22 protein-coding genes and 1 pseudogene are annotated in these 25,300 nt (G+C 73.9%); 13 read left to right on the top strand and 10 right to left on the bottom strand.

All coding sequences use genetic code 11. The annotated features are described in order from the left end of the window. Window positions 1-41: 41 nt before the first annotated feature. A complete protein-coding gene (locus IEZ11_RS05145; protein WP_189261365.1) occupies window positions 42-686 on the bottom strand; it encodes a hypothetical protein in 645 nt (214 codons plus the stop codon). Window positions 687-877: 191 nt separating this feature from the next. Beyond that, window positions 878-1,117, bottom strand: coding sequence for a chaplin (locus IEZ11_RS05140; protein ID WP_189261364.1), 240 nt, complete (start codon window positions 1,115-1,117; stop codon window positions 878-880). A gap of 250 nt (window positions 1,118-1,367) precedes the next feature. On the opposite strand from IEZ11_RS05140, the gene IEZ11_RS05135 reads away from it, so the two are divergent. From IEZ11_RS05135 to IEZ11_RS05095, 9 genes are all read left to right on the top strand, one after another. Further along, entirely contained in the window at window positions 1,368-2,462 is a 1,095-nt protein-coding gene (locus IEZ11_RS05135; RefSeq protein ID WP_189261363.1) for a DUF3344 domain-containing protein, read from the top strand. Window positions 2,463-2,519: 57 nt separating this feature from the next. Further along, window positions 2,520-3,788 (top strand): glycosyltransferase, encoded by a 1,269-nt coding sequence (locus tag IEZ11_RS05130; protein WP_189261362.1) that lies wholly within the window; start codon window positions 2,520-2,522, stop codon window positions 3,786-3,788. Continuing rightward, the gene (locus tag IEZ11_RS05125) at window positions 3,785-5,206 is read left to right on the top strand and encodes an exopolysaccharide biosynthesis polyprenyl glycosylphosphotransferase (protein WP_189261361.1); all 1,422 of its coding nucleotides are present in this window, start codon (window positions 3,785-3,787) and stop codon (window positions 5,204-5,206) included. The genes IEZ11_RS05130 and IEZ11_RS05125 overlap by 4 nt, the downstream gene beginning before the upstream one ends. Before the next feature lie 2 nt (window positions 5,207-5,208). Beyond that, window positions 5,209-6,519 carry an O-antigen ligase family protein gene (locus tag IEZ11_RS05120; RefSeq protein ID WP_189261360.1) on the top strand — a complete coding sequence of 437 codons (1,311 nt, stop codon included), beginning with the start codon at window positions 5,209-5,211 and terminating at the stop codon, window positions 6,517-6,519. Between the two features lie 92 nt (window positions 6,520-6,611). Further along, complete coding sequence (locus IEZ11_RS05115; protein WP_229712812.1) at window positions 6,612-8,234, top strand: lipid II flippase MurJ; 1,623 nt, start codon at window positions 6,612-6,614, stop codon at window positions 8,232-8,234. 85 nt (window positions 8,235-8,319) lie between these two features. Next, window positions 8,320-9,009 carry a polysaccharide deacetylase family protein gene (locus tag IEZ11_RS05110; RefSeq protein ID WP_189261733.1) on the top strand — a complete coding sequence of 230 codons (690 nt, stop codon included), beginning with the start codon at window positions 8,320-8,322 and terminating at the stop codon, window positions 9,007-9,009. Then, entirely contained in the window at window positions 9,010-10,185 is a 1,176-nt protein-coding gene (locus IEZ11_RS05105; protein ID WP_189261358.1) for a glycosyltransferase, read from the top strand. Further along, window positions 10,182-10,823 carry a YveK family protein gene (locus IEZ11_RS05100; protein ID WP_189261357.1) on the top strand — a complete coding sequence of 214 codons (642 nt, stop codon included), beginning with the start codon at window positions 10,182-10,184 and terminating at the stop codon, window positions 10,821-10,823. Before IEZ11_RS05105 ends, IEZ11_RS05100 begins: the two co-directional genes overlap by 4 nt. Further along, complete coding sequence (locus IEZ11_RS05095) at window positions 10,820-11,938, top strand: GNAT family N-acetyltransferase (RefSeq protein WP_229712810.1); 1,119 nt, start codon at window positions 10,820-10,822, stop codon at window positions 11,936-11,938. Before IEZ11_RS05100 ends, IEZ11_RS05095 begins: the two co-directional genes overlap by 4 nt. 53 nt (window positions 11,939-11,991) lie before the next feature. Here the strand turns inward: IEZ11_RS05095 and IEZ11_RS05090 are convergent, their stop codons facing one another. Next, window positions 11,992-13,389, bottom strand: a complete 1,398-nt coding sequence (locus tag IEZ11_RS05090; RefSeq protein ID WP_189261356.1) for a glycoside hydrolase family 26 protein — start codon at window positions 13,387-13,389, stop codon at window positions 11,992-11,994. A gap of 161 nt (window positions 13,390-13,550) precedes the next feature. Here IEZ11_RS05090 and IEZ11_RS05085 point away from each other — a divergent pair, with 161 nt between their 5' ends. Further along, complete coding sequence (locus IEZ11_RS05085; RefSeq protein WP_189261355.1) at window positions 13,551-14,888, top strand: carboxylate--amine ligase; 1,338 nt, start codon at window positions 13,551-13,553, stop codon at window positions 14,886-14,888. Beyond that, window positions 14,888-16,144: an NAD(P)-binding domain-containing protein gene (locus tag IEZ11_RS05080; RefSeq protein WP_189261354.1), complete on the top strand. Its 1,257-nt coding sequence runs from the start codon at window positions 14,888-14,890 to the stop codon at window positions 16,142-16,144. The genes IEZ11_RS05085 and IEZ11_RS05080 overlap by 1 nt, the downstream gene beginning before the upstream one ends. 43 nt (window positions 16,145-16,187) lie before the next feature. Here IEZ11_RS05080 and IEZ11_RS52195 read toward each other — a convergent pair whose 3' ends face one another. The 3 genes from IEZ11_RS52195 to IEZ11_RS05065 all read right to left on the bottom strand — a co-directional run bounded on the left by IEZ11_RS52195 (window position 16,188) and on the right by IEZ11_RS05065 (window position 18,059). Beyond that, on the bottom strand, window positions 16,188-17,027 hold the full coding sequence (locus tag IEZ11_RS52195; protein WP_229712809.1) for a chaplin: 840 nt from the start codon (window positions 17,025-17,027) through the stop codon (window positions 16,188-16,190). 119 nt (window positions 17,028-17,146) lie between these two features. Continuing rightward, complete coding sequence (locus tag IEZ11_RS05070; protein ID WP_229712808.1) at window positions 17,147-17,398, bottom strand: chaplin; 252 nt, start codon at window positions 17,396-17,398, stop codon at window positions 17,147-17,149. 244 nt (window positions 17,399-17,642) lie between these two features. Beyond that, a complete protein-coding gene (locus IEZ11_RS05065; protein WP_189261353.1) occupies window positions 17,643-18,059 on the bottom strand; it encodes a rodlin in 417 nt (138 codons plus the stop codon). Window positions 18,060-18,330: 271 nt separating this feature from the next. Here IEZ11_RS05065 and IEZ11_RS05060 point away from each other — a divergent pair, with 271 nt between their 5' ends. Then, window positions 18,331-18,744: a rodlin gene (locus IEZ11_RS05060; protein ID WP_189261352.1), complete on the top strand. Its 414-nt coding sequence runs from the start codon at window positions 18,331-18,333 to the stop codon at window positions 18,742-18,744. Window positions 18,745-18,974: 230 nt separating this feature from the next. Continuing rightward, window positions 18,975-19,385 carry a rodlin gene (locus tag IEZ11_RS05055; protein ID WP_189261351.1) on the top strand — a complete coding sequence of 137 codons (411 nt, stop codon included), beginning with the start codon at window positions 18,975-18,977 and terminating at the stop codon, window positions 19,383-19,385. A gap of 110 nt (window positions 19,386-19,495) precedes the next feature. Here IEZ11_RS05055 and IEZ11_RS05050 read toward each other — a convergent pair. The 4 genes and pseudogenes from IEZ11_RS05050 to IEZ11_RS05035 form a co-directional block, all read right to left on the bottom strand. After that, a pseudogene (locus IEZ11_RS05050) lies at window positions 19,496-19,750 on the bottom strand (long-chain fatty acid--CoA ligase); the annotation flags it as partial. A 117-nt stretch (window positions 19,751-19,867) separates the two neighbouring features. Then, window positions 19,868-21,349, bottom strand: coding sequence for a vWA domain-containing protein (locus IEZ11_RS05045; RefSeq protein ID WP_189261350.1), 1,482 nt, complete (start codon window positions 21,347-21,349; stop codon window positions 19,868-19,870). 157 nt (window positions 21,350-21,506) lie between these two features. Next, on the bottom strand, window positions 21,507-22,370 hold the full coding sequence (locus IEZ11_RS05040) for an ABC transporter permease (RefSeq protein WP_189261349.1): 864 nt from the start codon (window positions 22,368-22,370) through the stop codon (window positions 21,507-21,509). Then, window positions 22,367-25,015 (bottom strand): CocE/NonD family hydrolase, encoded by a 2,649-nt coding sequence (locus tag IEZ11_RS05035; RefSeq protein ID WP_189261348.1) that lies wholly within the window; start codon window positions 25,013-25,015, stop codon window positions 22,367-22,369. Before IEZ11_RS05035 ends, IEZ11_RS05040 begins: the two co-directional genes overlap by 4 nt. Window positions 25,016-25,300: the final 285 nt, after the last annotated feature.

The following is a 25,300-nucleotide window of genomic DNA, read 5'->3' as shown; positions in this document are numbered from 1 at the left end:
CGCGGAAGACATATGAGATCAAATTCCCTGAAAAGGCCCGGTCAGGACGAGGGCGGCGGCAGGAGCACGGTCGCCGGGAGGCCGGGCAGGGTCGGCCGTGCGGCACGGGCGGGCGCGGGCAGGCCGCCGCCGAGCAGGAGCGCGGCGAGGTAGTCGGCCAGGCCGGTCAGGACGGCGGTGCCGGCCGGGGCGACCTGGCCCGCGTCGCCGGAGGTGACGGCCTTGACCAGGTTGTCGATCGCGGTCTGAAGGGATTTCAGCGCGTCGTCGGTCAGCTCCTTGGCCGTGGGTTCGCCGCCGAGCCCCTTGGCCTGGGCGACCGCGGCGGGCCGGGCCGGGGCGGACTGCTGGGCCGTCGACTGCTGGGCCGGGGCCGGCGCGGTGAGCCGGGTGATCGCCGACCTGGCCGCGGCGGCGAGCCGGGCCGCCCGTTCGGGGGCCAACTGGCCGTTGTCCGCCTTGAGTGCGGCGGTGAGCAGGTCGGTGACCGGTGCGAGCACGGCGGCGAGGTCGCCGAGCGACCTGGTCCGGCCGAGGAGGGCGTCGGCTCCGGGGGCGGGCGCCCGATGGGTCGCACGGGTGCGCTCGTGGGCCGGGGCGGCGGCGGCCGCCGGGCCGGCGACCCCGGCCAGAAGGGCGGCGCAGAGCGCGGTGGACGCGAGACGCCGTGCGGGCAGAGCGCGCATGGGTGTTCCTTTCGGTGTGCGTCGGATCCTGCTGCCCACCGTGGAATCACCCGTGCCGGCCCGCAACCGCTCGTCCGCCCACCGCCACCCGCAGCCGCCCGTTCGGGGGAAGCGCCCGGACGGACGCGGGCCGGCCGCCCGCCCGCGGGGTGCGCGGGCGGACGGCCGGCCGAAAGGGAACAGCCGCTGCGTCAGCCGTTGACGCAAGTGTTGCCGAACCCGGGGTTCAGCAGACCGACCACGTCAATGGTGTTGCCGCAGAGGTTGATCGGCACGTGGATCGGAACCTGGATCACATTGCCAGACAGCACGCCCGGGGAGTGGGCGGCGGCGCCGTTCGCCCCGCTGTCCGCGGCGGCCACACCGGCGCCGCCGGCGACGGCCGCGACGGCGGCGGTGGAAAGGACCAGGCCCTTCGCGATACGCGACATGGAGAGATGCTCCTTGGGATCGAAACAAACATCCGGGCGGATGCCCAGCGCTGTGTCAACGCGTGGCACCGGCTCGGGTTGTGCCGCCAAAGGAGTGATCTCCCGGGAGCCCTCCTTCACCAATCCGACACACTTGATCGGTTTCGCCGGATTAGTACGGATAGAGACTAGAGTTGCGCATCTCCCGACTTGCCCGTATTGCCATTACATCGCACACTTTCTCCCTCTCCCCGAAAGGGCGAAGCCGGTCATGCGCAATCCCCTCGGCCCGCCGCTGCTGCGTCGCGCGTCGGTCGGCGCGCTCGCCCTCGCCGCGATCTGGGCACCGGGCACCGCCCGGGCGACCGCACCGCCCGCCCCGGAGTCCGCGCGCATCCCGTTCGCCGAGCGCTACCACGCGGTGCAGCACGGCGGATTCGCCCGCGCGGCCAACGCGTCCACCAGCTGCCGCACCGCGGCCGCCGCCCCGTCCGAGCCGCCCTGCGCGGCCGCCCGGGAGGGCCAAGTCCCGGCGGTGAACGGGAACTTCGACATGTTCTACGTCGACGTGGACGACGACCCCGGCACCTACAACTCCTCCCGCGCCGAACTCCGGCTGCCGGCCGGCTCCCGGGTGACGTACGCGCGGCTGTACTGGGGCGGCAACCTGCTGGCCGGCGAACAGAAGCCGGCCCGGGACAACGGGCGGGTGCTGATCGCCGAACCCGGCGGCGCCTACAAGGAGTTGCTCGCGGACACCGTGGTGGGCCACCGGGTGGCCCGCGGCGCGGACGCCTTCCAGGCCTCGGCGGACGTCACCGCCCTGGTCCGGTCCAGCGGCCCGGGGATGTGGACGGTCGGCCAGGTGAACACGGCGATGGGCAGGTCCCGGTCCGGCGCCTGGGGCGGCTGGACGCTGGTCGTGGCGTACGAGGACCCGGCGCAACCGCGGCGCACGCTCTCCCTCCACGACGGCTTCGACTCCCTGGACCGGCCGGCCGAGGTTCGGCTGAACGGGCTACACGCCCCGCGTGGCGCCGGAGGTCAGGTGGGTCTGGTGGCCTACAACGGCGACCGGGGCGGTACCGGCGACTCGCTCACCTACACCACCGCCGGCCACGCACCCGTCCCGCTCCATGACTCCGCCGACCCGGCCGACGACGTACTCAACTCCACGATCGACGAACCCGGCCCGGTACGCGCCCGGCGTGAGCCCGCGTACGCCAACACGCTCGGCTACGACTCGGATGTGTTCGATCTAGGTACGGCTCTCGTCCAGGGCGGTGACCAGCTGACCTTCCGGCTCGTTTCCCAGCGCGACGCGGCGTGGGCGGGCGCGCTCTTCGCCGCTGTGGACGCGCCGTAGTGCGGCGCATTCCGGCCCGCAGTCCCGAGCGCCCCCCGCGAGCGAGGAAATCCGCGTATGCAGCCATCAGCAACCGACCCTCGGCCACGGGTCCTCCACCTGGCTCAGCCCGTCGAGGGCGGTGTGGCCCGGGTCGTCCTGGACCTGACGAAGGCTCAGCTCGCGGCCGGCATGCGGGTCACGGTGGCCTGCCCCGGCGGTGAACTGGCCGAGCGCGCACGGGGATTGGGCGCCGAGGTGCGCGGGTGGCACGCGGACCGCTCCCCGGGCGCCGGTCTCCCGGCCGAGGTGCGCCGCCTCACCGGGCTGCTCGACGAGGTACGGCCCGCAGTGGTGCACGCGCACAGCGCGAAGGCGGGCCTCGCCGGACGGCTCGCCGTACGCGGGCGCGTCCCGACCCTGTTCCAGCCGCACGCCTGGTCCTTCGAGGCGGTCGGCGGCGCCACCGCCGCGCTGGCGCTGCGGTGGGAGCGGTGGGGCGCGCGCTGGGCGCACCGGGTGCTGTGCGTCAGCGAGGCCGAGCGTGCGACCGGCGTGCGCGCCGGCATCCGCGCCCGCTACACCGTCGTACCGAACGGCATCGACACCGCGCACTTCGCACCCGGAGTACCTGGAACGCCCGGAGTACCCGGAGTACCCGGAGTACCCGGAGTGCACGGAACACCCGGAGTGCACGGAACACCCGGAGACCTCGGAACCCTCAGCGCCCCTAGCAGCCCCAGCGCCTCCAGCGCCCCCTGCGCCCCCGGCCGGGGAGCGCCCCTGGTGGTGTGCGTCGGGCGGCTGTGCCGGCAGAAGGGCCAGGACGTGCTGCTGCGGGCCTGGCCCGAGGTGCTGCGCCGGGTGCCGGACGCCCGGCTGGTGCTGGTCGGCGACGGACCCGACCGGGACGCGCTGCGCCGACTCGCCCCCGGTTCCGTCGAGTTCACCGGCGCCGTCGCGGATGTCCGCCCCTGGTACCGGGCCGCCGACCTGGTGGTGCTGCCGTCCCGCTGGGAGGGCATGGCGCTGGCCCCGCTGGAGGCGCTGGCCTGCGGGCGCCCGGTGCTGGTCACCGATGTCGACGGCGCCCGCGAGAGCCTGCCGCCCGGCCACGCGGCGCACTGTCTGGTCCCGCCGGGGCGGCCGGGCGCGCTGGCCGGGGCCGTCGCCGCGCTGCTCCTCGACCCGGAGCTGCGCGCGTCGCTCGGCGGCCAGGGACGCCGGCACGTCCTGTCCACGCACGATGTGCGGCGCTCGGCGGAGGCGGTCGCGGAGCTGTACCGCGAACTCCTCGGCGGGCGGCCGCTGGTGTCCTTCGAGTGCAGGGAGTCCATCCACTCGTGACCGCGGAAAGCACCGTCCCCTCCCCCGGCGCGCAGCCCCGGGACCACGGACTCTCGCCTGTCTCGGTCCTGCCGCCGCGCACCGCCGGCGGCTTCCGGTTCCCGCTGCGGCGGCCGCCCGCGCGGCCCGCCTCCCCGGTGCCGCTGCTCGCCGCCGACCTGTGCGCCGCGCTGCTCGGCGCGGCCGCGCTCGACGAGGCCGTCCGGCGGCCCGTCCTGGTCGGTCTGCTGGCGGCCGGCGCGGTACTGCTGCGCCCGCGGACCATCCGGCGGATGACCGGGATCCTGGACGAACTCCCCGTCGTCTGCGGCCGGATCGCCGTCGTCTGGCTGGGCCTGGCCGCGGCCCTCGCCGCCTGGCACCCGGACCGGGCGCTGTCCGCCCGGGTCCTGCTGCTGGGCTTCGCCCTGCACGCGGCGACGGCCGTCGCCGGCCGCGGGCTGGTGCACTGGCGGCGCCGCCGCGCCCTGCTGCGCCGGCCGCGTGCCGCCCTGGTCATCGGCCCGGCCGCCACCGCCCAGCGGGTCGCGGCCGCCGTGCTGCGCCACCCGGACTGCGGGGTGCGCCCGGTCGGCGTCGTCGCCGAACACCCCGAGGGGCCCGCGGGCCTGCCCGTGCTGACCACCGGCGAGGAGGTCGAGCGGGCCCTCATCCAGAACGGGGTCCGGGCCGTCCTCACCGTCCACCCCGCCGTCCGCACCGAACAGGGCCCGCTGCTGCGGGCGTTGGCCGAGTCGGGCTGCGTGGTGTGGGAGGTCGACGCGGACTCACCGGCGTACGAGATGCGCGACCAGCTCGCCGGGTTCTCCTGCCGCCGGCTGGAGATGGGCTCGCGGCGGCGCGGCAGCATCGGCAAGCGGATCCTGGACATCGCGGTCTCCGGGGCGACGCTGGTGCTGGCCGGCCCGCTGCTGCTGGTGTGCGCGGCGGTGCTGCGGATCACCGACGGACCCGGGGTCGTCTTCCGGCAGGAGCGGATCGGCAAGGACGGCCGCCCCTTCACCCTGCTGAAGCTGCGCACCCACCGCCCGGTCGACGCGCACGAGGCCGCCACCCGGTGGAGCGTGGCCGGCGAGGTCGAGATGAGCCGCTTCTGCCGCTTCCTGCGCCAGACCTCGCTGGACGAGCTGCTGCAGCTGTGGAACGTGCTCTGGGGCGACATGAGCCTGGTCGGCCCGCGCCCCGAACGGCCTTACTTCGTCGGCCAGTTCAGCCAGAGCTACCCGGGCTACGCGGCCCGCCACCGGATGCGGACCGGTATCACCGGCCTCGCCCAGGTCAACGGGTTGCGCGGCGACACCTCCATCGAGGACCGGGCCCGCTTCGACAACGCCTACATCGACAACTGGTCGCTGTGGCAGGACGTCTGCATCCTGCTGCGCACCGCGGCCGCGCTCGTGCGCCCGACGGGGAGCTGAGAATGAGCTTCGCACTCTCGCCGGCCGGGCCGCTGCGGCTGCCGCCGGTGCTGGCCGCGGTCGCCGTGCTCGCGGTCCTCGCGCTGCCGCTCGCCCCGGGCGGCGCGGAGGGCGGCGCGGGGCCCGCCGACGCGGTGTCCGCCCTTGTGGTGCTGTACGCCGCGGTGCGCACCCTGCGGGAACGGCGGCGCCCGCTGTCCGCGACCGCCGTGACGGTGCTCGGCACACCGGTCGTGGGGCTGGCCGTCGCCGCGATGGGCGCGGCCTCGCCGGGCGCCGGACTGACCGGCCTCGGCCGCTACCTCCAGGTGTTCGTCCTGGTCCCCGCCGCCGTCGTGCTGCTGGTCCGGGACCGCGCCGACCTCCGGCTGCTGGCCTGGTCGTTCGTGGGGCTGGCGGGCTGGCAGGGCGCGGTCGGGGTGCACCAGTACCTCACCGGGACCGGGGCGTCCTACCAGGGCCAGGAGATCCGCGCGGTCGGCACCTTCGGGCCGCAGGACGTGATGGGGATGGCCACCGTCGTGTCGTTCGGCCTGGTCTGCGCGCTCGGTCTGGCGCTCGGACGGGCGCCGGTACGGCAGCGGATCGCGGCGGGCGCCTGCGCGCTCGGGCTGCTGCTGCCGCTGGCCCTGTCCTTCAGCCGGGGCGCCTGGATCGCGACCGTGCTGACCTGCGGGGTGCAGCTCGCCCTGGCCGGCCTGCGGCGGGCGCTGAAGGTGGCGGCGGTCGCGGTCGCGGCCGGTGTGGTGCTGGTGGGCGGCTTCGGGGTCGGTACGGCGATGCTCCAGGAGCGGATCAGCAGCATCGGGCAGGTCACGGACGCGCCGGACCAGTCGGTGGTCGACCGGTACACGCTGTGGGCGGCGGCGACCGGGATGTGGCGGGAGCACCCGGTGACCGGCGTCGGCCTGAAGAACTTCCCGGCGTACCGGGACGGGCACGCCTCGCTGGCGCTGTCGTCCGGGAGCGACACGGAGGGGGCGGGGGCCGCGTACCGGAAACAGCCGCTGCTGTCGCCGCACGACATGTATCTGCTGGTGCTCAGCGAGCAGGGGCTGCTCGGGCTGCTGGCGCTGGCGGGCAGCTGGCTGGCGCTGCTGGCGTGCGGGCTGCGGGGGCTGTGGCGGGTGCGGGGCGGTGACGGCCTCGACTGCGCGCTGGTGGGGTGCGGGCTGCTGGTCTGGCAGCTGGTCGACTTCGCGTACGGCGACATCGGGGGGCCGTCGACCGTGCTCACGGCGGTGGTGTTCGGGGTGGTGGCCTGGTGGGCGCTGGTGGGGGCGGAGCGTGCCGAGGAAGCCGCGGCGCTATGACGGTGACGCCTTCTCGGATGCCGGGAGTGGAAGGGTCGGATGTCGACTGCGGGTCCGATGTGGCTGGTCGCGCCCACGCGGCGGAGCCGCACATGTCACAGCCCCGCGCCCCCAGGAAGGAAGGTGTCGGCGCCGGCGCTGAGAGCGCCGGCCCCACGCGCGGTTTTCTCGCCAGGGCCGCCCTCGTCACCGCCGTCCTCTCCGTGCTCGGGTCGTTGCTCGGGCTGGTCCGCGACCAGTCCCTCGCGCGGCTCTTCGGGGCCGGGCGGGACACCGACGCGTTCCTCGTCGCCTGGACCGTTCCCGAGTTCGCCGCGACGCTGCTCATCGAGGACGGGCTGGCCTTCGCTCTCATCCCCGCCTTCAGCATGGCCCTCGCCCGCAGGGCGCAGGGGGCGCCCGGCGACCCCGTCCGGGCCCTCGTCGCCGGGACGCTGCCCAGGCTGGCCCTCGCCTTCGCCGCCGTCGGCGCCCTGCTGGTCGGCGGGGCCCCGCAGCTCGTCGAGGTGCTCGCACCCGGGCTCCGGGACCCCGGGCTCGCCGTCGGCTGCACCCGGCTCACCGCCACCTGCGTGCTGACCTTCGGGCTGGCCGGCTACTGCAGCGCCGCCCTGCGCGCGCACCGGAGCTTCCTCGCGCCGGCCGCGATCTACGTCGCCTACAACGCCGGCATCATCGCGGCGATGTTCACGCTCGGCGGCCACTGGGGCGTGCGGTCGGCCGCGTTCGGGGTCGCGGCCGGGGGCGCCCTGATGGTCGTCGTACAACTTCCCTCGCTGCTGCGGCGGTTGCGGCACAGGCCGAGGACCGGGAAGAGCACCGCGGCCGTCGCCGGGGAACGGCCCCTGAACGTCACGCTGATGGCCACCGTGCTGCTCTTCGCGCTGTGCCGGCAGTCGCAGGTGCTGATCGAGCGGTTCCTCGCCTCGCACCTGCACTCCGGGGCCATCTCGCACCTGAACTACGCGCAGAAGGTCGCGCAGATCCCGATGACGATGTCGATGATGCTGTGCACGGTCACCTTCCCGGTGGTGGCCCGGGCGCTGGCCGAGGGCGACACCGAGCGGGCCCGGAACCGGGTGGAGCGGGACCTCTCGGTGGCCGCGAGCGTGGTGCTGCTCGGCACCGCCGTGGTGGTGGCCTGTGCGCCGCAGCTCATCCTGCTGCTCTTCCAGCGCGGCGCGTTCACCGCCGCGGACACCGCCGCCACGGCCGGGGTGATGCGGATCTACGCGCTCGGGCTGCTCGGGCAGACCCTGGTCGGGGTGCTGGTCCGCTCCTACTTCTCGGCGGGCCGCGCCACCTGGTACCCGGTGGGCGCCATGGCCGCCGGGATCGTGGTGACCTCCTGGATCGGCGCCCTGACCGTGGGCCGGTACGGCGTCACCGGGATCGCCGCCGCCAACGCCACCGGCATCACCGCCACCGCCCTGCTCCTGCTGGCCGGCATGGGCCCGCGCAGCGTACCGATCCGGACCCGGCGGGTGCTGGCCGAGCTGAGCCGTCCGGTGCGGGCGGCCGTGGCCGCGGCCGCCGTGGGGATCTTCGTCGCCGCGCGCCCGGCGGACCCGTTCACCGGTCTGGCCGCCGGCGCCACCGCCGTCACCGTCGTCTTCGTCCTGCTCGGCTGGGCCCTGGACGCCCAGGGTTTCGCTCCCGCACTCCGTTCCGTAGCCACCGCCACCCGAAGGCTCGCGCATGCCGTCTTCCATTGAGTCCGCTGAGTCCACCGAGGCCACCGAGGCCACCGAGTCCGCCGCGAAGGCCGGACACGCCACCGGCCCAGTCCCCTGGGTCGCCATGTACCACTCGGTGGGCGACTGTTCCGACGATCCGTACCGCATCACCGTCACCCCCGAGCGCCTGGAGAAACAGCTGGGCTGGCTGCGCCGGCGGGGACTGCGCGGGGTGTCGGTGGCCGAACTGCTCGCCGCCCGGTCCCGCGGCGAGGGGCGCCGGCTGGTGGGGCTGACCTTCGACGACGGGTACGCCGACTTCCTCGACCACGCGCTGCCCGTCCTCGACCGCTGGGGCTGCGGCGCCACCCTGTTCGTACTGCCCGGACGGCTCGGCGGCGACAACGCCTGGGACCCGCTGGGCCCGCGCAGGCCGCTGCTCACCGCCGACGGGATCCGGCGGGCGGCCAGGGGCGGGGTGGAGATCGGTTCGCACGGGCTCACCCACGTCGACCTGACGAAGGCCGACCCGCAGACCCTGCGGGCGGAGACCGCCGACAGCCGGGCGAGGCTGGAGGAACTGCTCCAGGCACCCGTCGACGGTTTCTGCTACCCCTACGGCACCGTCGACCGGCGTGCCGTCGACGCCGTACGGGACGCCGGGTACGGCTATGCCTGCGCCATCGACCCCGGTCCGCTGAACGGGCCGCACGCCCTGCCCCGGGTGCACATCGGGCAGAACGACAACGCCGTGCGGCTCTTCCTGAAGTACCGGCTGCACCGGCTGCGCCGCCGTCCCGTCGAGGGGCTGTGAATGAAGGCACTGCACGTCATCACGGGGCTCGGGGTCGGCGGTGCGGAGCAGCAGCTGCGGCTGCTGCTGCGGCACCTGCCGGTCTCCTGCGACGTCGTCACGCTCACCAATCCGGGACCGGTGGCGCGCGGACTGGCCGCGGACGGGGTGCGGGTGGTCCACCTCGGGATGACCGGGAACCGGGACCTGTCCGCGCTGCCCCGACTGGTCCGGCTGATCCGCCGGGGCCGCTACGACCTCGTCCACACCCACCTGTACCGGGCCTGTCTCTACGGCCGGATCGCCGCGCGCCTCGCGGGCGTGCGGGCCGTCGTCGCCACCGAGCACTCGCTCGGCGACTCACAGCTGGAGGGGCGGGCGCTGACCGCCGGGGTGCGGGCGCTGTACCTGGCGGGTGAGCGGCTCGGGCGGGCCACGGTGGCCGTCTCGCCGACCGTCGCCGAGCGGCTGCGCCGGTGGGGGGTGCCGGGGCCGCGGATCGAGGTCGTCCCCAACGGCATCGACCTGGAGCGGTTCCGCTTCGACCCGGCCCGGCGGCAGCGGGTCCGCGACCGGCTCGGCATCCCGCGGGACGCCTGGCTCGTCGGTGCCGTCGGGCGGCTCGCGCCCGGCAAGCGGTTCGACGTCCTGATCGGGGCGCTGGCCCAGCTCCCCGCCGACTGCAGGCTGTTGCTGGTGGGCGGCGGCCCCGAGGAGGACGCCCTGCGGCGCGCGGCCCGGGACGCCGGGGTGGCCGGCCGGGTGCTGTTCGCCGGCGAGCGGCCCTACGTCTGCGACGGCGCGCCACACCCCGGCGCCGCCCAGGACCCCGGCCTCGCCCAGGACCCCGACCTGCCCGACCTCACCGCCGCCATGGACGTGTTCGCCTCGCCCTCCGCCGAGGAGGCGTTCGGGCTCGCGGTCGTCGAGGCGCTGGCCGCCGGGCTGCCCGTGCTCTACAGCTCCTGCCCGGCCGTCGAGGACCTGCCGTCCGCCGCCGCCCCGGGCGCCCGCCGCGTCGCGGGCGGCGCCGACGCCTACGCCGGGGCGCTGGCCGCCGCCCGCGCCGCCGGACCCGGCCCGCGCAGCGCACCGGACGCCGCCCGCCACTACAGCATCACCCGCAGCGCCGCCCAGCTCATGGACGTCTACGCGGCCGCACTCGCCACCACATCCCAGGGAGCCAGTACGCCATGACCGAGAACACCGTCCGAGCGTCCCGCCCGTCCTCCCGCGCGTTCCCGCCCTGGTCGCTGCTGGCGGCCGGGGTGGTCGCCGGCGGACTGCTGGGCGGCGCCTACGGCGTGCTGACGCCGCCCAGCTACACGGCCACCAGCTATGTCATCGCCGTGCCCGCGGACAAGGCCGACACCGCGTCCGCGCAGGGGTTCGCGCAGGCCTACGGCCGGGTCGCGACGCAGCTCGCGGTGCTCGGGGACGCGCAGGTGTGGGCCGGGGTGCCGGTGAAGACGCTCCAGAGCAGCGTGCAGACGGAGACCTCGCCGGACGCGCCGATGGTCGCCGTCACGGCCACCTCGCCGCACCGTCTCCAGGCCGCCGACATGGCCAACGCCGTGGCCCGCTCGCTCATCCGGCACGCCAACTACACCAAGGCCGACACGAACGTCGAACTCCTCCAGTTCTCAAGGGCGTTGAAGCCGGTCGCGGCCACCTCGGCGTCCTCGAAGGTGACCGGTCTGGTGGGCGCGAGCGCGGGCGGTCTGCTGGGCGCGCTGGTGTTGCTGGTGCGGCCCCGGCGCCGTGTGGAGGAAGCCGCCGTCCAGGCCTCGGTGCCCGGACCGGCCGTCGCCGCCGACGCGCACGGACAGCTGTGACGACGACGGCCCGTCCGACGCTGGCCGCGTACACCACCGAACTCGTCACCGACGAGGGCGCCTTCGCCGCTCTGGCCCCGGCCTGGGGGCGCCTGTACCGGCGGTGCGGCACGGCCACCCCGTTCCAGAGCCACCCCTGGCTGCACTCCTGGTGGCGCTCCTACGGCATCCCCGGCCGGCTCCGCCTCGTCGTGGTGCGCCACGGCGGTGAACTGGTCGGCGCGGCGCCGCTGATGCTGGTGCACCGGCCGCTGCCCACCCTGGTGCCGCTCGGCGGGGCGATCTCGGACTACGCGGACGTGCTGCTCGCCGACGCCGACGACGGCCGGGTGGCGGGCGCGCTCACCCGGGAGCTGGCGGAGGCGGCCCGGACGGCGCTGATCGACTTCCGCGAGGTGCGGCCCGGCGCCGCGGCGGAGCGGGTCTACGACCGCTGGCGCGGCCCGTGCCGGAAGGTGCCCGACTCGCTGTGCCTGGAGCTGCCGGCCGTGTCGATGGACGAGCTGGTCGGCCGGCTGCCCTCGAACAAGGCCCAGCGGGTCCGCGCCAAGCTGCGCAAGCTGGGCTCGCTCGGGGTGCGCCGGGACGCCGTACCGCCCGACGGGGTCGACGCGGCGCTGCGCCGGCTGCTCGATCTGCACCGGCTCCAGTGGCAGGGGCGCAAGGTGACCACCGAGCACCTCCAGTCCCGGTTCCAGGAGCATCTGGTGCGCTCGGTGGGGCCGATGGTGCGGTCCGGGGACGCGGTGGTCACCGAGTTCCGGCTCGACGACGAGGTGGTCGCCGTCGACCTGACCCTGCTGTCGCCGAGCCTCGCCGGCGGCTACCTGTACGGGGCGCATCCCCGGCTGCGGGAGCGCAAGGCGGACGTCGCCGTGATGCTCCTGGACGCCTGCGCCCAGCACACCGGCACCGGCGAGCGGGGCGCGCTGAGCCTGCTGCGCGGTGACGAGCCGTACAAGCACCACTGGCGGCCCCGGCCGGTCGTCAACCAGCGGCTGCTGCTGGCCCGGCGGCGCACCGCCCCGCTGCTGACGGCGGCGCTGTGCGACGCCGCCGCCCGGCAGCGGATCAAGGAGGTGCGGCACCGATGGAAGGAACGCCGGCAGGACTAGTGCCCCGACAGGCGACGTCCGCCCCGTCGCGGCGCCCGGTGCCTGCCGGGGCACTAGGAGGTGCCCGGCGTGCGCGACCACCAGTCGAGGCGGACGCAGAGCTTCCCGCCGAGCCAGTACTCGACCCAGGCACCCAGGTCCATCGGAGCGCAGTCGGCCGGAGGCGTGACGGCGGACGTGGCGCCGGGCGTGCCGGCCGGCTTCGGGGCCGGGGCCGGACTCGGCGACTTGGCCGGGGCCGAGACGGCCGGCGACGGGGCCGGTGTCGAAGCCGGACTCGGGGTCGGGGTCGGGACCGGCGTTGGTGTCGGGGCCGGTGTCAGGGCGTCGGGGCGGCCGGAGAGGGCCGCGCGGTAGACGCGCGCGGCGAGCGGGTTGGCCGAGCACTGCCAGACACCGTGCGGGCAGTAGTCGGTCAGCGTGTTGTACAGCGGCTTGTGCTCGTCCATCCAGGCGAGCATCCGCCGCATGTACTCGGCGTTGTCACCGTTGCGGAAGAGGCCCCATTCCGGATAGGAAATGGGTTTCCCGTGGGCCTTCGCGAAATCGACGTGCTGCTGAAGTCCGTAGGGCTCCCGCACCTGTTGGTCGAAGGAGAGTCCGGTCGGCTGGTCGTACGAATCCATGCCGATGATGTCGACGGTGGCGTCCCCGGGATAGCACTGCGTCCACGGTACGGCGTCCTGACCCCGGCTGGGCGTGAAATCGAACCGGAATTTCTGGCCCGGCACCGCACGCATGGTGGTGACGATCCTGTTCCAGTACGCCTTCCAGGCCTCCGGGTCCGGCCCGCAACGATGGGTGTAGGTGATGCCGTTCATCTCCCAGCCGAGCACGATCACCGTGTCCGGCACCTTCAGGTCCACCAGCCGCTCGGCCAGGGCCCGGAAGTGGTGATCGAACTCACCGGCCGCGCCCTGCCGCAGCAGCGAGCGGACCGCGTAGTCCCCGACGCCGTCCTCGTTGCGCTCCTGCATGGGCACGTTGAGGACGAGCGTCCGGTCGGCCTTCTCCCGTCGCCAGTGCGCCCAGACGTCCAGGAATCCGGGGGCGCCCTCGATGTCGGCCCAGCGGTTGCCGGGCAGATAGGTGTGCGCGACCTTGAGCTCGGTGCCGCCGAGCCAGCTGCTCAGCTGGGCCATGCGGGCCACGCCCAGCGGGCCGGAGTCGAGGAACGCCCCGAAGGCCGGGGGCGCCGCGACGGCCTGCGCGCCGGAGGCCGGTCCATGGGCGGCCGGCACCGGCAGCGGTGCCGCCGACGCCGGGACGGAGGTCGTGGGCGCCGGGACGGACGGCGTCGGTGCCGGTGTCGATGCGGTCGCCGTGGGCTTCGGGCCCGCGGCGAATCCCGGACCGGTCGCCAGGGTCGCCGAGGCGACGACGACGGCCGCCGTGACCACGGTCGGCCGGTACCACCGGAACCTCGGCCGCTTTCGCTGCTCCAGGGCCATGCCTGCTCCTTTCTCCACCGGTTCTCGTCCGTTCGCAGAATCCCTGAGGAAGTGCCAGTTACTGACACTCAGTCATATCAATATGAATTCCGCCAGTGCGGTTGCGGCTTTCGGGTGTCCCGAACGCCCGCACGGGTGAACCGACGCAAAGGAAAAGGTCCGTGTCGCTGCTAGACATCCGGGTCCCCGCGGTTCTGCTGCGGATCGACCGGAATCCCTTTCACCACGGCACCTTGGGGGCCGTGCGCTCGCTCGGCAGAGCCGGCGTGGACGTCCACGTGGTCGCCGACTCCACCGGCAGCCCGGTCCGCAAGTCCCGTTTCGTACGGCAGCTGCATCCGCCGCCGGCACCGGGCGCGTCGCCCGCCGAGATCGTGGCCGTGCTGCGCCGGGTGGCGGCACGGATCGCCCGTCCGGCGGTGCTGATCCCGATGGACGACGCGAGCGCGATCGCGGCCGGCCGGCTCCGCGAGGACCTCACACCCGCCTACCTGCTCCCGCAGCAGCCCGGCGCCCTGCCCGAACGCGTCGCCGACAAGGCCGAGCTGGCCGAGGTGTGCGCGGCCGCCGGGATCCCGCACCCGCTGACCCTGGTCCCGGACAGCGCCGAGCGGGCCGCCGCCGCTGCCGGGCGGCTGGGGCTGCCGGTGATCGCCAAGTGGAGCCGGCCCTGGCTGCTGCCGGCCGGGTCCGGGCTGCGCAGCACGGTCGTGGTGCGCTCGGCGCAGGAGGCGGTGGAGCTGTTCCTGCGCAGCGAGGAGGCGGGCAGCAGGCTGCTGCTCCAGGAGTTCCTGCCGCCGGGCCCGGACCGCGACTGGTTCTTCCACGGCTACGCCGACCGCACCGGGGTGGTGCGGTCGGGCGGCCCCGGCCGTAAGCAGCGGGCCTGGCCGCGCGGCGCCGGACTGACCGCGGTCGGCCTGTGGACACCCAATCCGCAGGTCCAGGGACTGGCCGAGCGGATCACCGGCGAGCTGGGTTTCCGGGGCATCTTCGACCTGGACTTCCGGCGCTGCGGCAGCACCGGCCGTTACCACCTCCTCGACTTCAACCCCCGGCCGGGCGCCCAGTTCCGGCTCTTCACCGACAGCGCGGGCCTGGACGTCGTACGCGCGCTGCACCTGGACCTGACCCACCGACCGCTGCCGGACGGGGCGCCGCTGGCCGGGCGGGCGTTCGTGGTGGAGAACTACGCGCCGCTGAGCGCGCTGCGGCCGGCCCCGCGCGGGCGGGAGCTGGCCTGGTCCGCGCCCGACGACCGGGGACCGGGGCTCGCGATGTGGGGGCTGTGGGGCCGGCATGTGGCGGGCCGGCTCCTCGACCGGCTGCGCGACGGCGGCGCCGCGCGGGTACCGCACCCGCACTCCCCCGTGCCCGCCGCCCGGGGCGAGGAACTCACCGGTGTGGCCGGCGTGTCCGCCGCCCCCGGAGCCTCCGGCCTCCCCGGCCTCTCCGGTCAGCCCGACCGGTCCGACGACGAGAAAGCGAGCAGCTGCTGATGTACGACCTGCTGGTGGTGGGCGCGGGCCCGTACGGCCTGTCCATCGCGTCCCACGCCGCGGCGGCGGGCCTGAACGTGCGGGTGTTCGGCCGCCCGATGGCGTCCTGGCGCGACCACATGCCCCGCGGGATGTTCCTCAAGTCCGAGCCCTGGGCCTCCAACCTGTCGGATCCCGAGGCGCGTTGGCGGCTGGACGTGTACTGCGCGGGCCGTGGCGTGTCGGCCCGGCACGGGCAGCCGATCCCGCTGGACATGTTCGCCGAGTACGGCCTGTGGTTCGCCCGCAACGCGGCCCCGCCCGTCGACGAGCGCATGATCACCCGCGTCGCCCCGCGCGCCGGCGGCTTCGAGGTGACCACGGCGGACGGCGAGGTGCTGCGCGGCCGGACGGTGGCCCTCGCCATCGGGGTACTGCCCTTCGTCGAGATTCCCGCCGCCCTGCGCGGCCTCTCCCCCGACCTCGTCTCGCACAGCAGCCACCACGCCGACCTCGACCGCTTCCGGGGGCGGGACGTCACGGTGATCGGCGGCGGCCAGGCGGCCCTGGAGACGGCCGCGCTCCTCGCCGAACTGGACAGCCGGGTACGGGTGCTGGTCCGCGCGGACGAGCTGTTCTGGAACGACGTGCCGCCGCCCTGGCAGCGCCCCTGGTGGCAGTCGGTGCGCTCGCCGCACAGCGGTCTCGGCCCCGGCTGGCGCAACTGGTTCTACTCCGAGCGGCCGGGCCTGTACCGGCGGCTCGCGGAGCCGACCCGGGCCCGGATCGCGGCGACCGCCCTCGGGCCGGCCGGTGCCTGGTGGGTACGGGAGCGGGTGGAGGCCGGGGTGGAGGTGCTGCTCGACCGGGAGGTGACGGCGGCCCGCGCGACGGCGGCCGGGGTACGGCTGGACCTGGCCGGCAGCGGAGGGCGCACGGCCACCCTGGAGACCGGACACGTCATCGCCGCGACGGGGTTCAGGGCCACCCGGGACCGGCTCGGGCTGCTCGCGGGCGAGTTGCGCTCGACGCTGGTGACGGGGGCCGACGGGGCGCCCGAGGTGGGCCGGGAGTTCGAGTCGTCGTACCCCGGGCTGTTCCTGGCCGGGCTGATCACGGCCGCGGGCTTCGGTCCGGCGATGCGCTTCGTGCACGGCGCCGGCTTCACCGCGGGCACGCTGGTGCGCGGGGTACGGCGGCGGCTGCGCTCCGGACCGGCCGGCTGGGGCATCCCGGCGGGGCGCCGGGAGTCGACGCCGGACCCGGTCCACACCTGACCGACGGGTGCCGGGCGTTAGCGGCGTCCGGCACCCGTTTCCCCTACGACCGGCGCGAGCCGGCCCGCCCACGCCGGTACAGGATCATCCCGCCGGCGATCAGCGCGGCACTGGCCGCCGAGGTGGCGAACATCGCCTCGGCGCCGGTGTGCGCGAGCACGGGCGGCGACACGTGCTGCCGCCCGCCGGCGGGCGGCACGGTCTGCCCCGGAGGCGTCGACCGGCCGGGACCGGGAGGGGTCGAGTGCCCCGGAGGCGTCGACCTGCCGGGCGGAGTCGTCTCGCCGGGGGGCGTCGTGTGCCCCGGAGGCGTCGTCTCGCCAGGGGGCGTCGTGTGCCCCGGCGGGGTCGAGTGACCCGGTGGGGTCTCGTCGCAGGGCGGCGAGTCGTCGCCTCCGTGCGCGGGCGGGGTCTCGTGGCCGTAGGACGGCGGAGCCTCATGACCGTACGACGGCGGGGTCTCGTGGCCGTACGACGGCGGAGCCTGGTGGCCGTACCCGGGCGGGGGTGCCTCGCCGTGGTGCCGATGGGTACCGGTGCCGTGACCCGGGCTGTCGTGGCCGGGGTTCCCGTAGCCCGTGTCACCGTAGCCCGCGTCGCCGTAAGGGGTCCCGTGGGTTCGGGTGTGGTGTTCCGAAGAGGAGACGTTTCCACAGGAGTTGCCGAAGGCCGGGTTCAACGCGGCGGCGCCGTCCACGGAGTTGCCGCAGATGTTGACCGGTACGTTCACCGGGGCCTGGACGTTGTTGCCGGACAGGACACCCGGGGAGCCTCCGGCGGCTCCGGTCGCTTCCGTGTCGGCGAGGGCGGGGCTGCCGTACAGGGACAGAATGCTCGTCGCAGCGGCGGCCGCGACCATTCCCCTGCTGAGGGACTGTCGCAATCTCGTTGTCCTCCTGCTCGAAGAAGTGGGAAAGCCGGCCTCGGAACGCGGATGCGAAGGATCGACGGTCCGAGACCGGCGTGACACAGCCGGTGGGGCTGATGCGCTGCGTCGTGCCCTCAGCCGTTGACGCAGGTGTTGCCGAACGTCGGGTTCAGCAGCGCGATGACGTCGATGCTGTTGCCGCAGAGGTTGATCGGCACGTGGACCGGGATCTGGATCACGTTGCCGGACAGGACGCCCGGGGACTTGACGGCGGCACCCTGGGCACCGGCGTCCGCGAAGGCGGGGGCGGCACCGCCCAGGGCCAGGAGCGTGCCGGCGACGACAGCAGCGGTCTTCTTCATGAACTTTCCCTTCTCTGCGGTCATGCCCGTATGACGGCCGAAACCGAGCGAGCACAGCATGAACGGCTCGCACCATGACCGGCAGGCTGTAGAACGAGGAATAGGCGACGAGGAAACTACGGAACGCGCGCCGTCCGCGAATTCACTCGATCGCCTTCATGGATTTGACGCAGCGGGAAGGAAACGATTCTTCTAGAAAGACGAAATCCGCTCGGGCGACAGCGCATGAGCACACGTCGTCACCCGAGCGGATTTCACGCAACCGGGGTCACTTGTTGGCGACACCGTTCGCCGACAGGGCCGAGATGTCGGACACGAGGTGCGACAGCGGCTCGTCGCCCTTGGCCTGGGTGGAGTTCTCGGCGCACTGCTGGTTCTGCGGCGCGGACAGGATCGGCACGTCCTGCGCGATGCCGACCGCGGCGATGAGACCGAGGATGCCCTGGGCGTTCACCTTCGCGGGCAGGCCGACACAGAGCTTGTTGAGCGAGCCCCCGACCAGGGTGGCCTGGGGGCTCATGTTGCCCTTGGTCACCGCGTTGCCGAACGCCTCGTGGGCGCCGTTGCCGCTCGCGGAGGTGGTGCCGTGGTCGTTACCGGTGGCAAGCGCCTGGGGGGCTGCCGCCGCCGACACACCTACGACGGACGCGGCGACCGCCGCCGCGGCCATTGCCTTCTTCAGCATTTCGCTATTTCCTTTCCCGGCTTCACGCCAAGACGGACGTTCCTGTCCGGCATCAACCTCCCACGCCCGAAATGGTTGCGGCAGGGACGCGGTACGTCACCCGTTCGGGCCGGTGCCCCGTGCGGAATTCCCCTGTGGAACCGGGCCCGGCGGCGGGGTCGGGGATTTCCGGACTGTGGGCCATTGGAGTGAAGGGGAGCAACCAAAGGGTTCGCGGGCAGTTGACCAGAGCGCTCCGGTCGACGGGGTGTCCTCAGAAGGGAATTGACAAGTGATCAAGAAGGTTCTGGCCGCCGCCGCTGTCGCAGCCTCCGTTGTCGGCGTCACCGCAGCGGCCGCCTCGCCTGCCCTGGCCACCGGCAACGACCACGGCACCACCTCGGCCAGCGGCAACGGCGCCTCGCAGGCGTTCGGCAACTCCGCCACGTACGGCAACATGAGCCCCCAGATGGCGCTGATCCAGGGCTCCTTCAACAAGCCGTGCATCGGCCTCCCGGCGAAGCTGAACCTCCAGGGCCTGGTCGGCCTCGGCGCCGTCGGCGTGCTCCAGGACGTGCCGATCCTGTCCTCGCCGCAGAACCAGCAGTGCGTCGAGAACTCCACCCAGGCCAAGGGCGACGAGCCGCTGTCGCACATCCTCGACGACATCGCGGTCCTCGCGGCGAACGGCGCCGGCAACAAGTAGTACGGACGCGCTCCAGGCCCCCTGTCGAGGGGCCCAGGCCGGCGGGCCACCGGTTTCCGGTGGCCCGTCGGCCTGTGTCTTTTCCGGTACACCCGGTCCGGGACGGGCGCTTGTCGACTGATCGGACTGCGCTCCGCCGATCGGGGCAAAGCACGCAACCACGGCGGGGCCGCGGCCGTTGACGATCACGCAGCTCCTCCCCGGAGTCCGCCTTTCGAAAGGGAACGAACATGAAGAAGCTGTGGGCAACCGCGGCCGTCGCCGCCACTGTCGCCGGTCTCGCCGCCGTGGCCGCCCCGCAGGCCCTGGCCACCGGCAACGACAACGGCACCACCTCGGCCAGCGGCAACGGCGCCAAGTCGGAGTTCGGCAACTCGGCCACGTTCGGCGACATGAGCCCGCAGCTCTCGCTGGTTCAGGGCACGCTGAACAAGCCGTGCATCGGCCTCCCGGTCAAGGCCAACCTCCAGGGTATCGCCGGTGCCCTCGCCCTCGGCATCGCCCAGGACGTGCCGATCCTGTCCGCGCCGCAGAACCAGCAGTGCGTCGAGAACTCCACCCAGGCCAAGGGCGACGAGCCGCTGTCGCACATCCTCGACGACATCGCGCTCCTGTCGGCGAACGGCGCCGGCAACCAGTAGTACCGACGCTCCGCGGGCGGCGGGTCACCGGTTCTTCCGGTGACCCGCCGCCTTTGCCGTGCCGGCCGCACCCCGGCCCGCTCCCGGCTCACCCGCGACGCACCCGCGGCTCACCCGCGGTACAGCGCCTCGATCTCGTCGGCGAAACGGGCCGTGACCGCGTGCCGCTTGACCTTCAGGGACGGCGTGAGCAGTCCGTTGTCCTCGCTGAACTCGCCCTCCACCAGGGCGAACGCACGGATCGACTCGGCTCGGGAGACGGCCTGGTTGGCGTGGTCCACCGCCTTCTGCACCTCGGCCCGCATCCGGTCGTCGCGCACCAGCTCGGCGAGCGGGGTGTCCGGCGGCAGCTTCCGTACGGACAGCCGGTCGTGAGCGGGGCGGCGAGGGGCGGGCGGCGCGCCTCCCGCACGACCCCGGCCTCGTCCTCGATGACCTCGGCCTTGCCCCGGCCGGCCAAGTACGGGTACAGCCCCGCGCCCCTAAAGGGGCGCTGCCTCGCCGATCGCTGTGGAAAGTTCGGCTACGTCCTTGTCCTCGGTCACCTCCGCCAGAGCGGCTGCCCGGGACCGGAGCTTGGTCAGGCTCGGTGCTCCCGGCATGTCGTACTCCCCGCCCGCCAGCGCGTCCGCGAAGTACGCCGCCACCGCCGTCACCTGGAAGCGCGGGGAGGCCGACCAGACGTCGTCGTGCAGGGCGCCGGTCTCCATCGAGCCCGTGTTCTCGTGCGGGGTACGGGTGTCGGGGTCCAGCCAGCGGACCGTGGCGGTGGCGAGGTGGCCGTCGGTGCCGGGTTTGGTGCGGACGGCGTAGAGGGCGGTGACCGTGTGGCCGGGGCCGATCTCGCCGCCGTCGACGCTGTCGTTGCGGAAGTCCTTGTCGGCGACCCTGCGGTCCTGGTAGCCGATCAGCCGGAACTCGGCGACCGTGTGCGGGTCGAAGGCCACCTGGGCCTTGGCGTCGCGGGCCACCAGGTCGATGTTCTGCGGGAGTTGGCGGCAGAAGACGTCGGTGGCGGCCGCGGTGTCGGAGATGTACACCGTGTGGCCGTCGCCCTTGTCGGCGAGGCGTTCCATGAGGGCGTCGCCGTAGTCGCTGCCCACGCCCACGCCGAACAGGGTGATGCCGTACTCGCGGCGGTCGCCGTCGATGCGCCTGAGGATGGCGTTCGGGTCGGTCTCGCCGTCGTTGGCGAGGCCGTCGGAGATGAGGACGACGCGGTTGGTGGCGTCCTTGCGCAGGCCCTCGACGGCGGTGGCGTATCCGGTCTCGACGCCCTCGCCGAGGTTGGTGGAGGAGAGCGCGGCCAGCCCGTCGACCGCGTCGTGGATCTCGGCGCGGTGGCCGCCCAGGCGGGTCATCGGCAGGACCGTCTCGGCGCGCTCGCTGAAGGTGACGAGCGCGACCGAGTCGTCGTCGCGCAGCCGGTCGGTCATCGTGTCCAGGGACTTCTTGGCGAGGTCGAGGCGGCCCGGTTCGGCCATGGAGCCGGAGACGTCGATGACGAAGGTGAGGGCGGCCGGCGGGCGGGCGTCGGTGTCGGCGGGACGGGTGGTGAGACCGACCCGGACCAGGGACCAGTCCGCCCTGCTGGTGCGGGCGCCGTCGACGGTGACCGTGAAGCCGTTGTGCTCGGGGGTGCGGTAGTCCTGGCGGAAGCTGTTGACGAACTCCTCGGGCCGGATGGTCGAGGCGGCGGGGCGGCCGCCGTCGGCGAGGGTACGGCGGGCGTAGCCGTAGGAGGCGGTGTCGACGTCGAGGGCAAAGGTGGAGAGGTGGTCGGAGGGAGAGCCGGTCTCGTCGCCCCGGGCCGGGGAAGGGACGGGAGCCCTGGTGGCGCTCGTGTAGTTGGGGCCGTTGGCATGGTTCTCGTTCGCGCTGCAGCCCGTCAGCAGCAGGGCGCCCGCGGTGGTGAGGGCGAGCAGTGCCCCGCATGCCTGTCGCCGGGTCCGGTGTCGGTCCATCGCGTGTGCCCCCTGTGCCGGTCGGAGTCGACTTCCTGACTTGTCGTCGACTCTGACGGCGCAGGGGGCCGGAACGTGCGCCCCGATGCGTTGCGGATGGATCTCGAAGCGGCCACGGACCAGGGGCGCCGAGGCCGGAGGGAGATCGTCCGGTGACCTAGGAGACCACGTCCTTGCGGGCGAAACCCCGGAAGGCCAGGGCGAACAGCACCAGGGCGTACGTTATCGAGACCGCGGTGCCCTGGATCATGCCGGACCACTCCAGATGTGGTTGTACGGCGTCCGCCCAGGCGAACTGCCAGTGCGCGGGCAGGAAGTCGCGCCAGTGGCCGAGGGCGGTGACCGCGTCCAGGACGTTGCCGACGATGGTCAGGCCGACCGCGCCGCCGACCGCGCCGAGCGGCGCGTCGGTCTTCGTGGACAGCCAGAACGCCAGGCCCGCGGTGACCAGTTGGGACAGGAAGATGTACGCGATCACGACCGCGAGGCGCTGGGTGGCGGTGGCGGTGTCGAGTGCGCCGCCGGTGGGGATCTGGAGCGGGCCCCAGCCGTAGGCGGCGGTGCCGACGGCCAGGGCGACCAGCGGCAGCAGGATCATCGCGGCCAGGCTGAGGCCGAGCGCGACGACCAGCTTGGACCAGAGCAGGCGGGCCCTCGGCACGGGTGCGGCGAGCAGGTAGCGCAGGGAGGACCAGCTGGCCTCGGAGGCGACCGTGTCCCCGCAGAACAGGGCGACCGGGATGACCAGCAGGAAGCCCGCCGACACGAACAGGTTGACCGCGGCGAAGTTGGCGCCGGACGAGGTGGCCGTGTCCAGGAGGGTGACCTGGCCGTTGCGTTCGCCCGGACTGCCGCCGATCGCGAACGCGATCAGCAGGACGAACGGCAGGACGGCCAGGATGCCGCCCATCATCAGCGTGCGGCGCCGCTTGAGCTGGCGGACCAGTTCGACGCGGAGCGGCAGGGTGCGGCCCGCCCGGTAGCCGGAGGCCACCGCGGACTTCTCGGTGAGCGTGCTCATGCGGAACCTCCGATCAGGGTCAGGAAGGCGTCTTCCAGACGGCGGTGCGGGCCGACCGATGCCACCGGCACGTCGAGCCGGACGAGTTCGGCGACCAGGTCCGGAGCGCCGGCGCCGGGCTCCAGGCGGACCAGCAGGCCGTCGTCCGTGCCGGTCACGGAGGCCACGCCGGGCAGCGCGGCCACCTTCTCCACGACCGGCTCCGGCACGGGCGTGCCGGTGCCGACCAGGAGGGTGTCGCCGGAGCCGATGATCTCGGCGACCGGGCCGGCCTGGACGAGCCGGCCGCGGTCCATCACCACGAGGTGGGTGCAGGACTGCTCGACCTCGGCCAGCAGATGGCTGGAGACGATCACCGTACGGCCGGCGGCCGCGTACCGGATCATCACCTCGCGCATCTCGCGGATCTGCGGCGGGTCGAGGCCGTTGGTGGGTTCGTCGAGGATGAGCAGGTCGGGCAGGCCGAGCATGGCCTGGGCGATGGCGAGGCGCTGCCGCATGCCCTGCGAGTACGTGCGGACCGCGCGGGCCAGCGCGTCGCCGAGGCCGGCGATCTCCAGGGCCTCGTCGAGGTGCGCGTCCTCGGGCGGGCGGCCGGTGGCCCGCCAGTACAGCTCCAGGTTCTCCCGGCCGGACAGGTGCGGGAGGAAGCCGGCGCCCTCGACGAAGGCGCCGACCCGGGAGAGGACGGGCGCGCCGGGGCGGATGGCGTGGCCGAAGACCCGGACCTCACCGCCGTCCGGCTTGATCAGGCCCATCAGCATGCGCAGGGTCGTGGTCTTGCCCGCGCCGTTGGGGCCGAGGAGCCCCAGCACCTGGCCCCTCTCCACGCGGAAGGACAGCTCCCGGACCGCGTAGCGGTCGGTCGAACCCGCGTAGCGCTTGCTCAGGTCCGTTATCTGGAGCGGGACTTCGGCCAGTTCGGGGGCGGGTGCCGGGGTGGCGGTGCGGCGGCGGCCGGTGAGCAGCAGGGCCAGTGCGGCGAGCGCGCCGGCCAGCGGCAGCCACCACACCCAGGCGGGCAGCGGCGCGGCGGCCGTGTCCACCCGGGGTGCCGTCGGCACGCTCAGGGCGCCCTTGAGGGCGACGGTGTAGGTGGCCGGGGCGGCCGGGGAGGCGTAGCCGAGGTCGGTGGAGGCGAGGACCAGGCGCAGCCGGTGGCCCTTCTGCACCTGGTGGTCGATGGCCGGGAGGGTGAGGGTGACGTCCTTGCCGGCCTTGGCGCCCTCGACACGGATCGGGGCGACCAGCTGGGACGGCAGCACCTGCTGGGTGCCGTCCGGGCCGACGTCGTACACCTTGCCGAAGAGCACGGCGTCGTCGGTGGTGGAGGTGATGTGGACGGTGGCCGTGGGGGTGCCGGTGATCTGCACGGTGTCGGTGACGGGCGCCGACTCGAAGCGGGCGTACTGGCCGGGGAAGTCGAGGGAGATGCCGACGCCGAGGGAGGAGAGCTGGGCGAGGCCGCCGGCGCCGCCGAGGCCGGGCAGCGCGGAGACGCCGGGCGGGCTGGCGCCGGCCGGGTTGTCGACGCGCTGGGTGCCGCCGCGCAGGGCGATGTCCTTCCGGTCGCTCTCCAGGCCGGGGTAGCTGTCGGCGGTCGCGCCGCGCAGCTGGGCGGCGCCGTCGGTGGAGTCGACGCCTCCGGTGCGGGTGATCCGGAAGGCCGGGCCGGTGTCGGTGGCCTTGTCACCCTTCAGGTACCGGTCGAACCACGAGGTCACCCGTCCCTCGACCCGGCTGCTCTCCAGATCGCCGCCGTCGTGGCCGCCGGCGATCCAGTCGACGTCGACGGGGGCGCCGTTGGCCTTGATCGCCTTCGCCGCGGCGTCCGACTGGGAGAGCGTGAAGAGGGAGTCGGTCTGGCCCTGGAAGAGCAGCGTCGGCACCTTGATGCGGCTGCCGACCGCCGACGGTGACCGCTCCTGGAGGAGCTTGACCGCGGCGGCGTCCGGCCTGCCCGACTCGGCGACCCGGTTGTACATCGCGCACAGCTCGGGCTGGAAGTTGGCGCAGCCGCCGCCGGTGTTGAAGAAGATCCCGGCCCAGAGCTTCTTGAAGACGCCGTCCGGGAACAGGGCGTCCGCGAGGTTCCAGTACGTGATGGACGGGGCGATGGCGTCCACGCGGTCGTCGTAGGCGGCGGTGAGCAGGGAGATCGCGCCGCCGTACGAGCCGCCCGCCATGCCGACGCGGGGGTCGCCGGGTTTGTCGAGCTGCACCTGGGGCTGTTCCGCCAGCCAGTCGATGAGCTTGGAGACGTCGGCGACCTCGCCCTTCGGGTCGTTGAGGCCGATCTTGCCGGTGGACCTGCCGAAGCCGCGGGCGGACCAGGTGAGGACCGCGTAGCCGTCGCGGGCGAGGTCCTCGGCCTCGGCGCGCATGTCGTCCTTGCTGCCGCCGAAGCCGTGGGCGAGGAGGACCGCGGGGCGTCGGCCGGTGCCGGGCGTGGTGAAGTACGAGGTGTCGAGATGTACCCCGTCCACCGCCATGACCTTGTCGGTGCGGTGCACCGGGCTCGGGTCGTCGGAGGCGACGGCCGTCCACGTGCCGGCGCCGACGAGCACGACGACGGCGGCCGCGGCGGGCAGGAGCCGTCGCGGCCGCCGAAGCAGCGCTCGTAGGCCTGGGGGTCGAAGATCCATGCTTCAACGGTACGGGGCGGGACGGACGTCCGATGCCGACGGTGGGGTGAACCCCGGGCCATCCCCGAGGAGTACGGTCCCATTGCCATGTACTTCGCCCGCGGTACACCGACGCCGCCAAAGCGGCCGGTGGAACCCCGCGGGCCGGTGGGGGCCGGTCGCGCAGTTCCCCACGCCCCTGGGGTCAGCGGCCCTCCCCGGCACTCACAACACACCGCCACCCACCCCAGCCGACCGCAACGGCGATCAACCACGGCGGCAGAGTCCGGCGGTCCCGGACCGGCC

Origin of the sequence: Streptomyces fuscichromogenes, assembly GCF_014645815.1 — a bacterium.
Classification (GTDB): Bacteria; Actinomycetota; Actinomycetes; order Streptomycetales; family Streptomycetaceae; genus Streptomyces; species Streptomyces fuscichromogenes.
This window is presented reverse-complemented; position numbering and strand designations above follow the sequence as displayed.

Excerpts from the sequence above, each read along its gene's own strand:
- IEZ11_RS05105 (WP_189261358.1), top strand. The coding sequence starts at position 9,010 with ATGAAGGCACTGCACGTCATCACGGGGCTCGGGGTCGGCGGTGCGGAG.
- IEZ11_RS05040 (WP_189261349.1), bottom strand. The coding sequence starts at position 22,370 with ATGAGCACGCTCACCGAGAAGTCCGCGGTGGCCTCCGGCTACCGGGCG.
- IEZ11_RS05045 (WP_189261350.1), bottom strand. The coding sequence starts at position 21,349 with ATGGACCGACACCGGACCCGGCGACAGGCATGCGGGGCACTGCTCGCC.
- IEZ11_RS05110 (WP_189261733.1), top strand. The coding sequence starts at position 8,320 with ATGTACCACTCGGTGGGCGACTGTTCCGACGATCCGTACCGCATCACC.
- IEZ11_RS05090 (WP_189261356.1), bottom strand. The coding sequence starts at position 13,389 with ATGGCCCTGGAGCAGCGAAAGCGGCCGAGGTTCCGGTGGTACCGGCCG.
- IEZ11_RS05055 (WP_189261351.1), top strand. The coding sequence starts at position 18,975 with ATGAAGAAGCTGTGGGCAACCGCGGCCGTCGCCGCCACTGTCGCCGGT.
- IEZ11_RS05140 (WP_189261364.1), bottom strand. The coding sequence starts at position 1,117 with ATGTCGCGTATCGCGAAGGGCCTGGTCCTTTCCACCGCCGCCGTCGCG.
- IEZ11_RS05100 (WP_189261357.1), top strand. The coding sequence starts at position 10,182 with ATGACCGAGAACACCGTCCGAGCGTCCCGCCCGTCCTCCCGCGCGTTC.
- IEZ11_RS05115 (WP_229712812.1), top strand. The coding sequence starts at position 6,612 with ATGTCACAGCCCCGCGCCCCCAGGAAGGAAGGTGTCGGCGCCGGCGCT.
- IEZ11_RS05135 (WP_189261363.1), top strand. The coding sequence starts at position 1,368 with ATGCGCAATCCCCTCGGCCCGCCGCTGCTGCGTCGCGCGTCGGTCGGC.
- IEZ11_RS05065 (WP_189261353.1), bottom strand. The coding sequence starts at position 18,059 with ATGCTGAAGAAGGCAATGGCCGCGGCGGCGGTCGCCGCGTCCGTCGTA.
- IEZ11_RS05080 (WP_189261354.1), top strand. The coding sequence starts at position 14,888 with ATGTACGACCTGCTGGTGGTGGGCGCGGGCCCGTACGGCCTGTCCATC.
- IEZ11_RS05130 (WP_189261362.1), top strand. The coding sequence starts at position 2,520 with ATGCAGCCATCAGCAACCGACCCTCGGCCACGGGTCCTCCACCTGGCT.
- IEZ11_RS05035 (WP_189261348.1), bottom strand. The coding sequence starts at position 25,015 with ATGGATCTTCGACCCCCAGGCCTACGAGCGCTGCTTCGGCGGCCGCGA.
- IEZ11_RS05120 (WP_189261360.1), top strand. The coding sequence starts at position 5,209 with ATGAGCTTCGCACTCTCGCCGGCCGGGCCGCTGCGGCTGCCGCCGGTG.
- IEZ11_RS05145 (WP_189261365.1), bottom strand. The coding sequence starts at position 686 with ATGCGCGCTCTGCCCGCACGGCGTCTCGCGTCCACCGCGCTCTGCGCC.
- IEZ11_RS05070 (WP_229712808.1), bottom strand. The coding sequence starts at position 17,398 with ATGACCGCAGAGAAGGGAAAGTTCATGAAGAAGACCGCTGCTGTCGTC.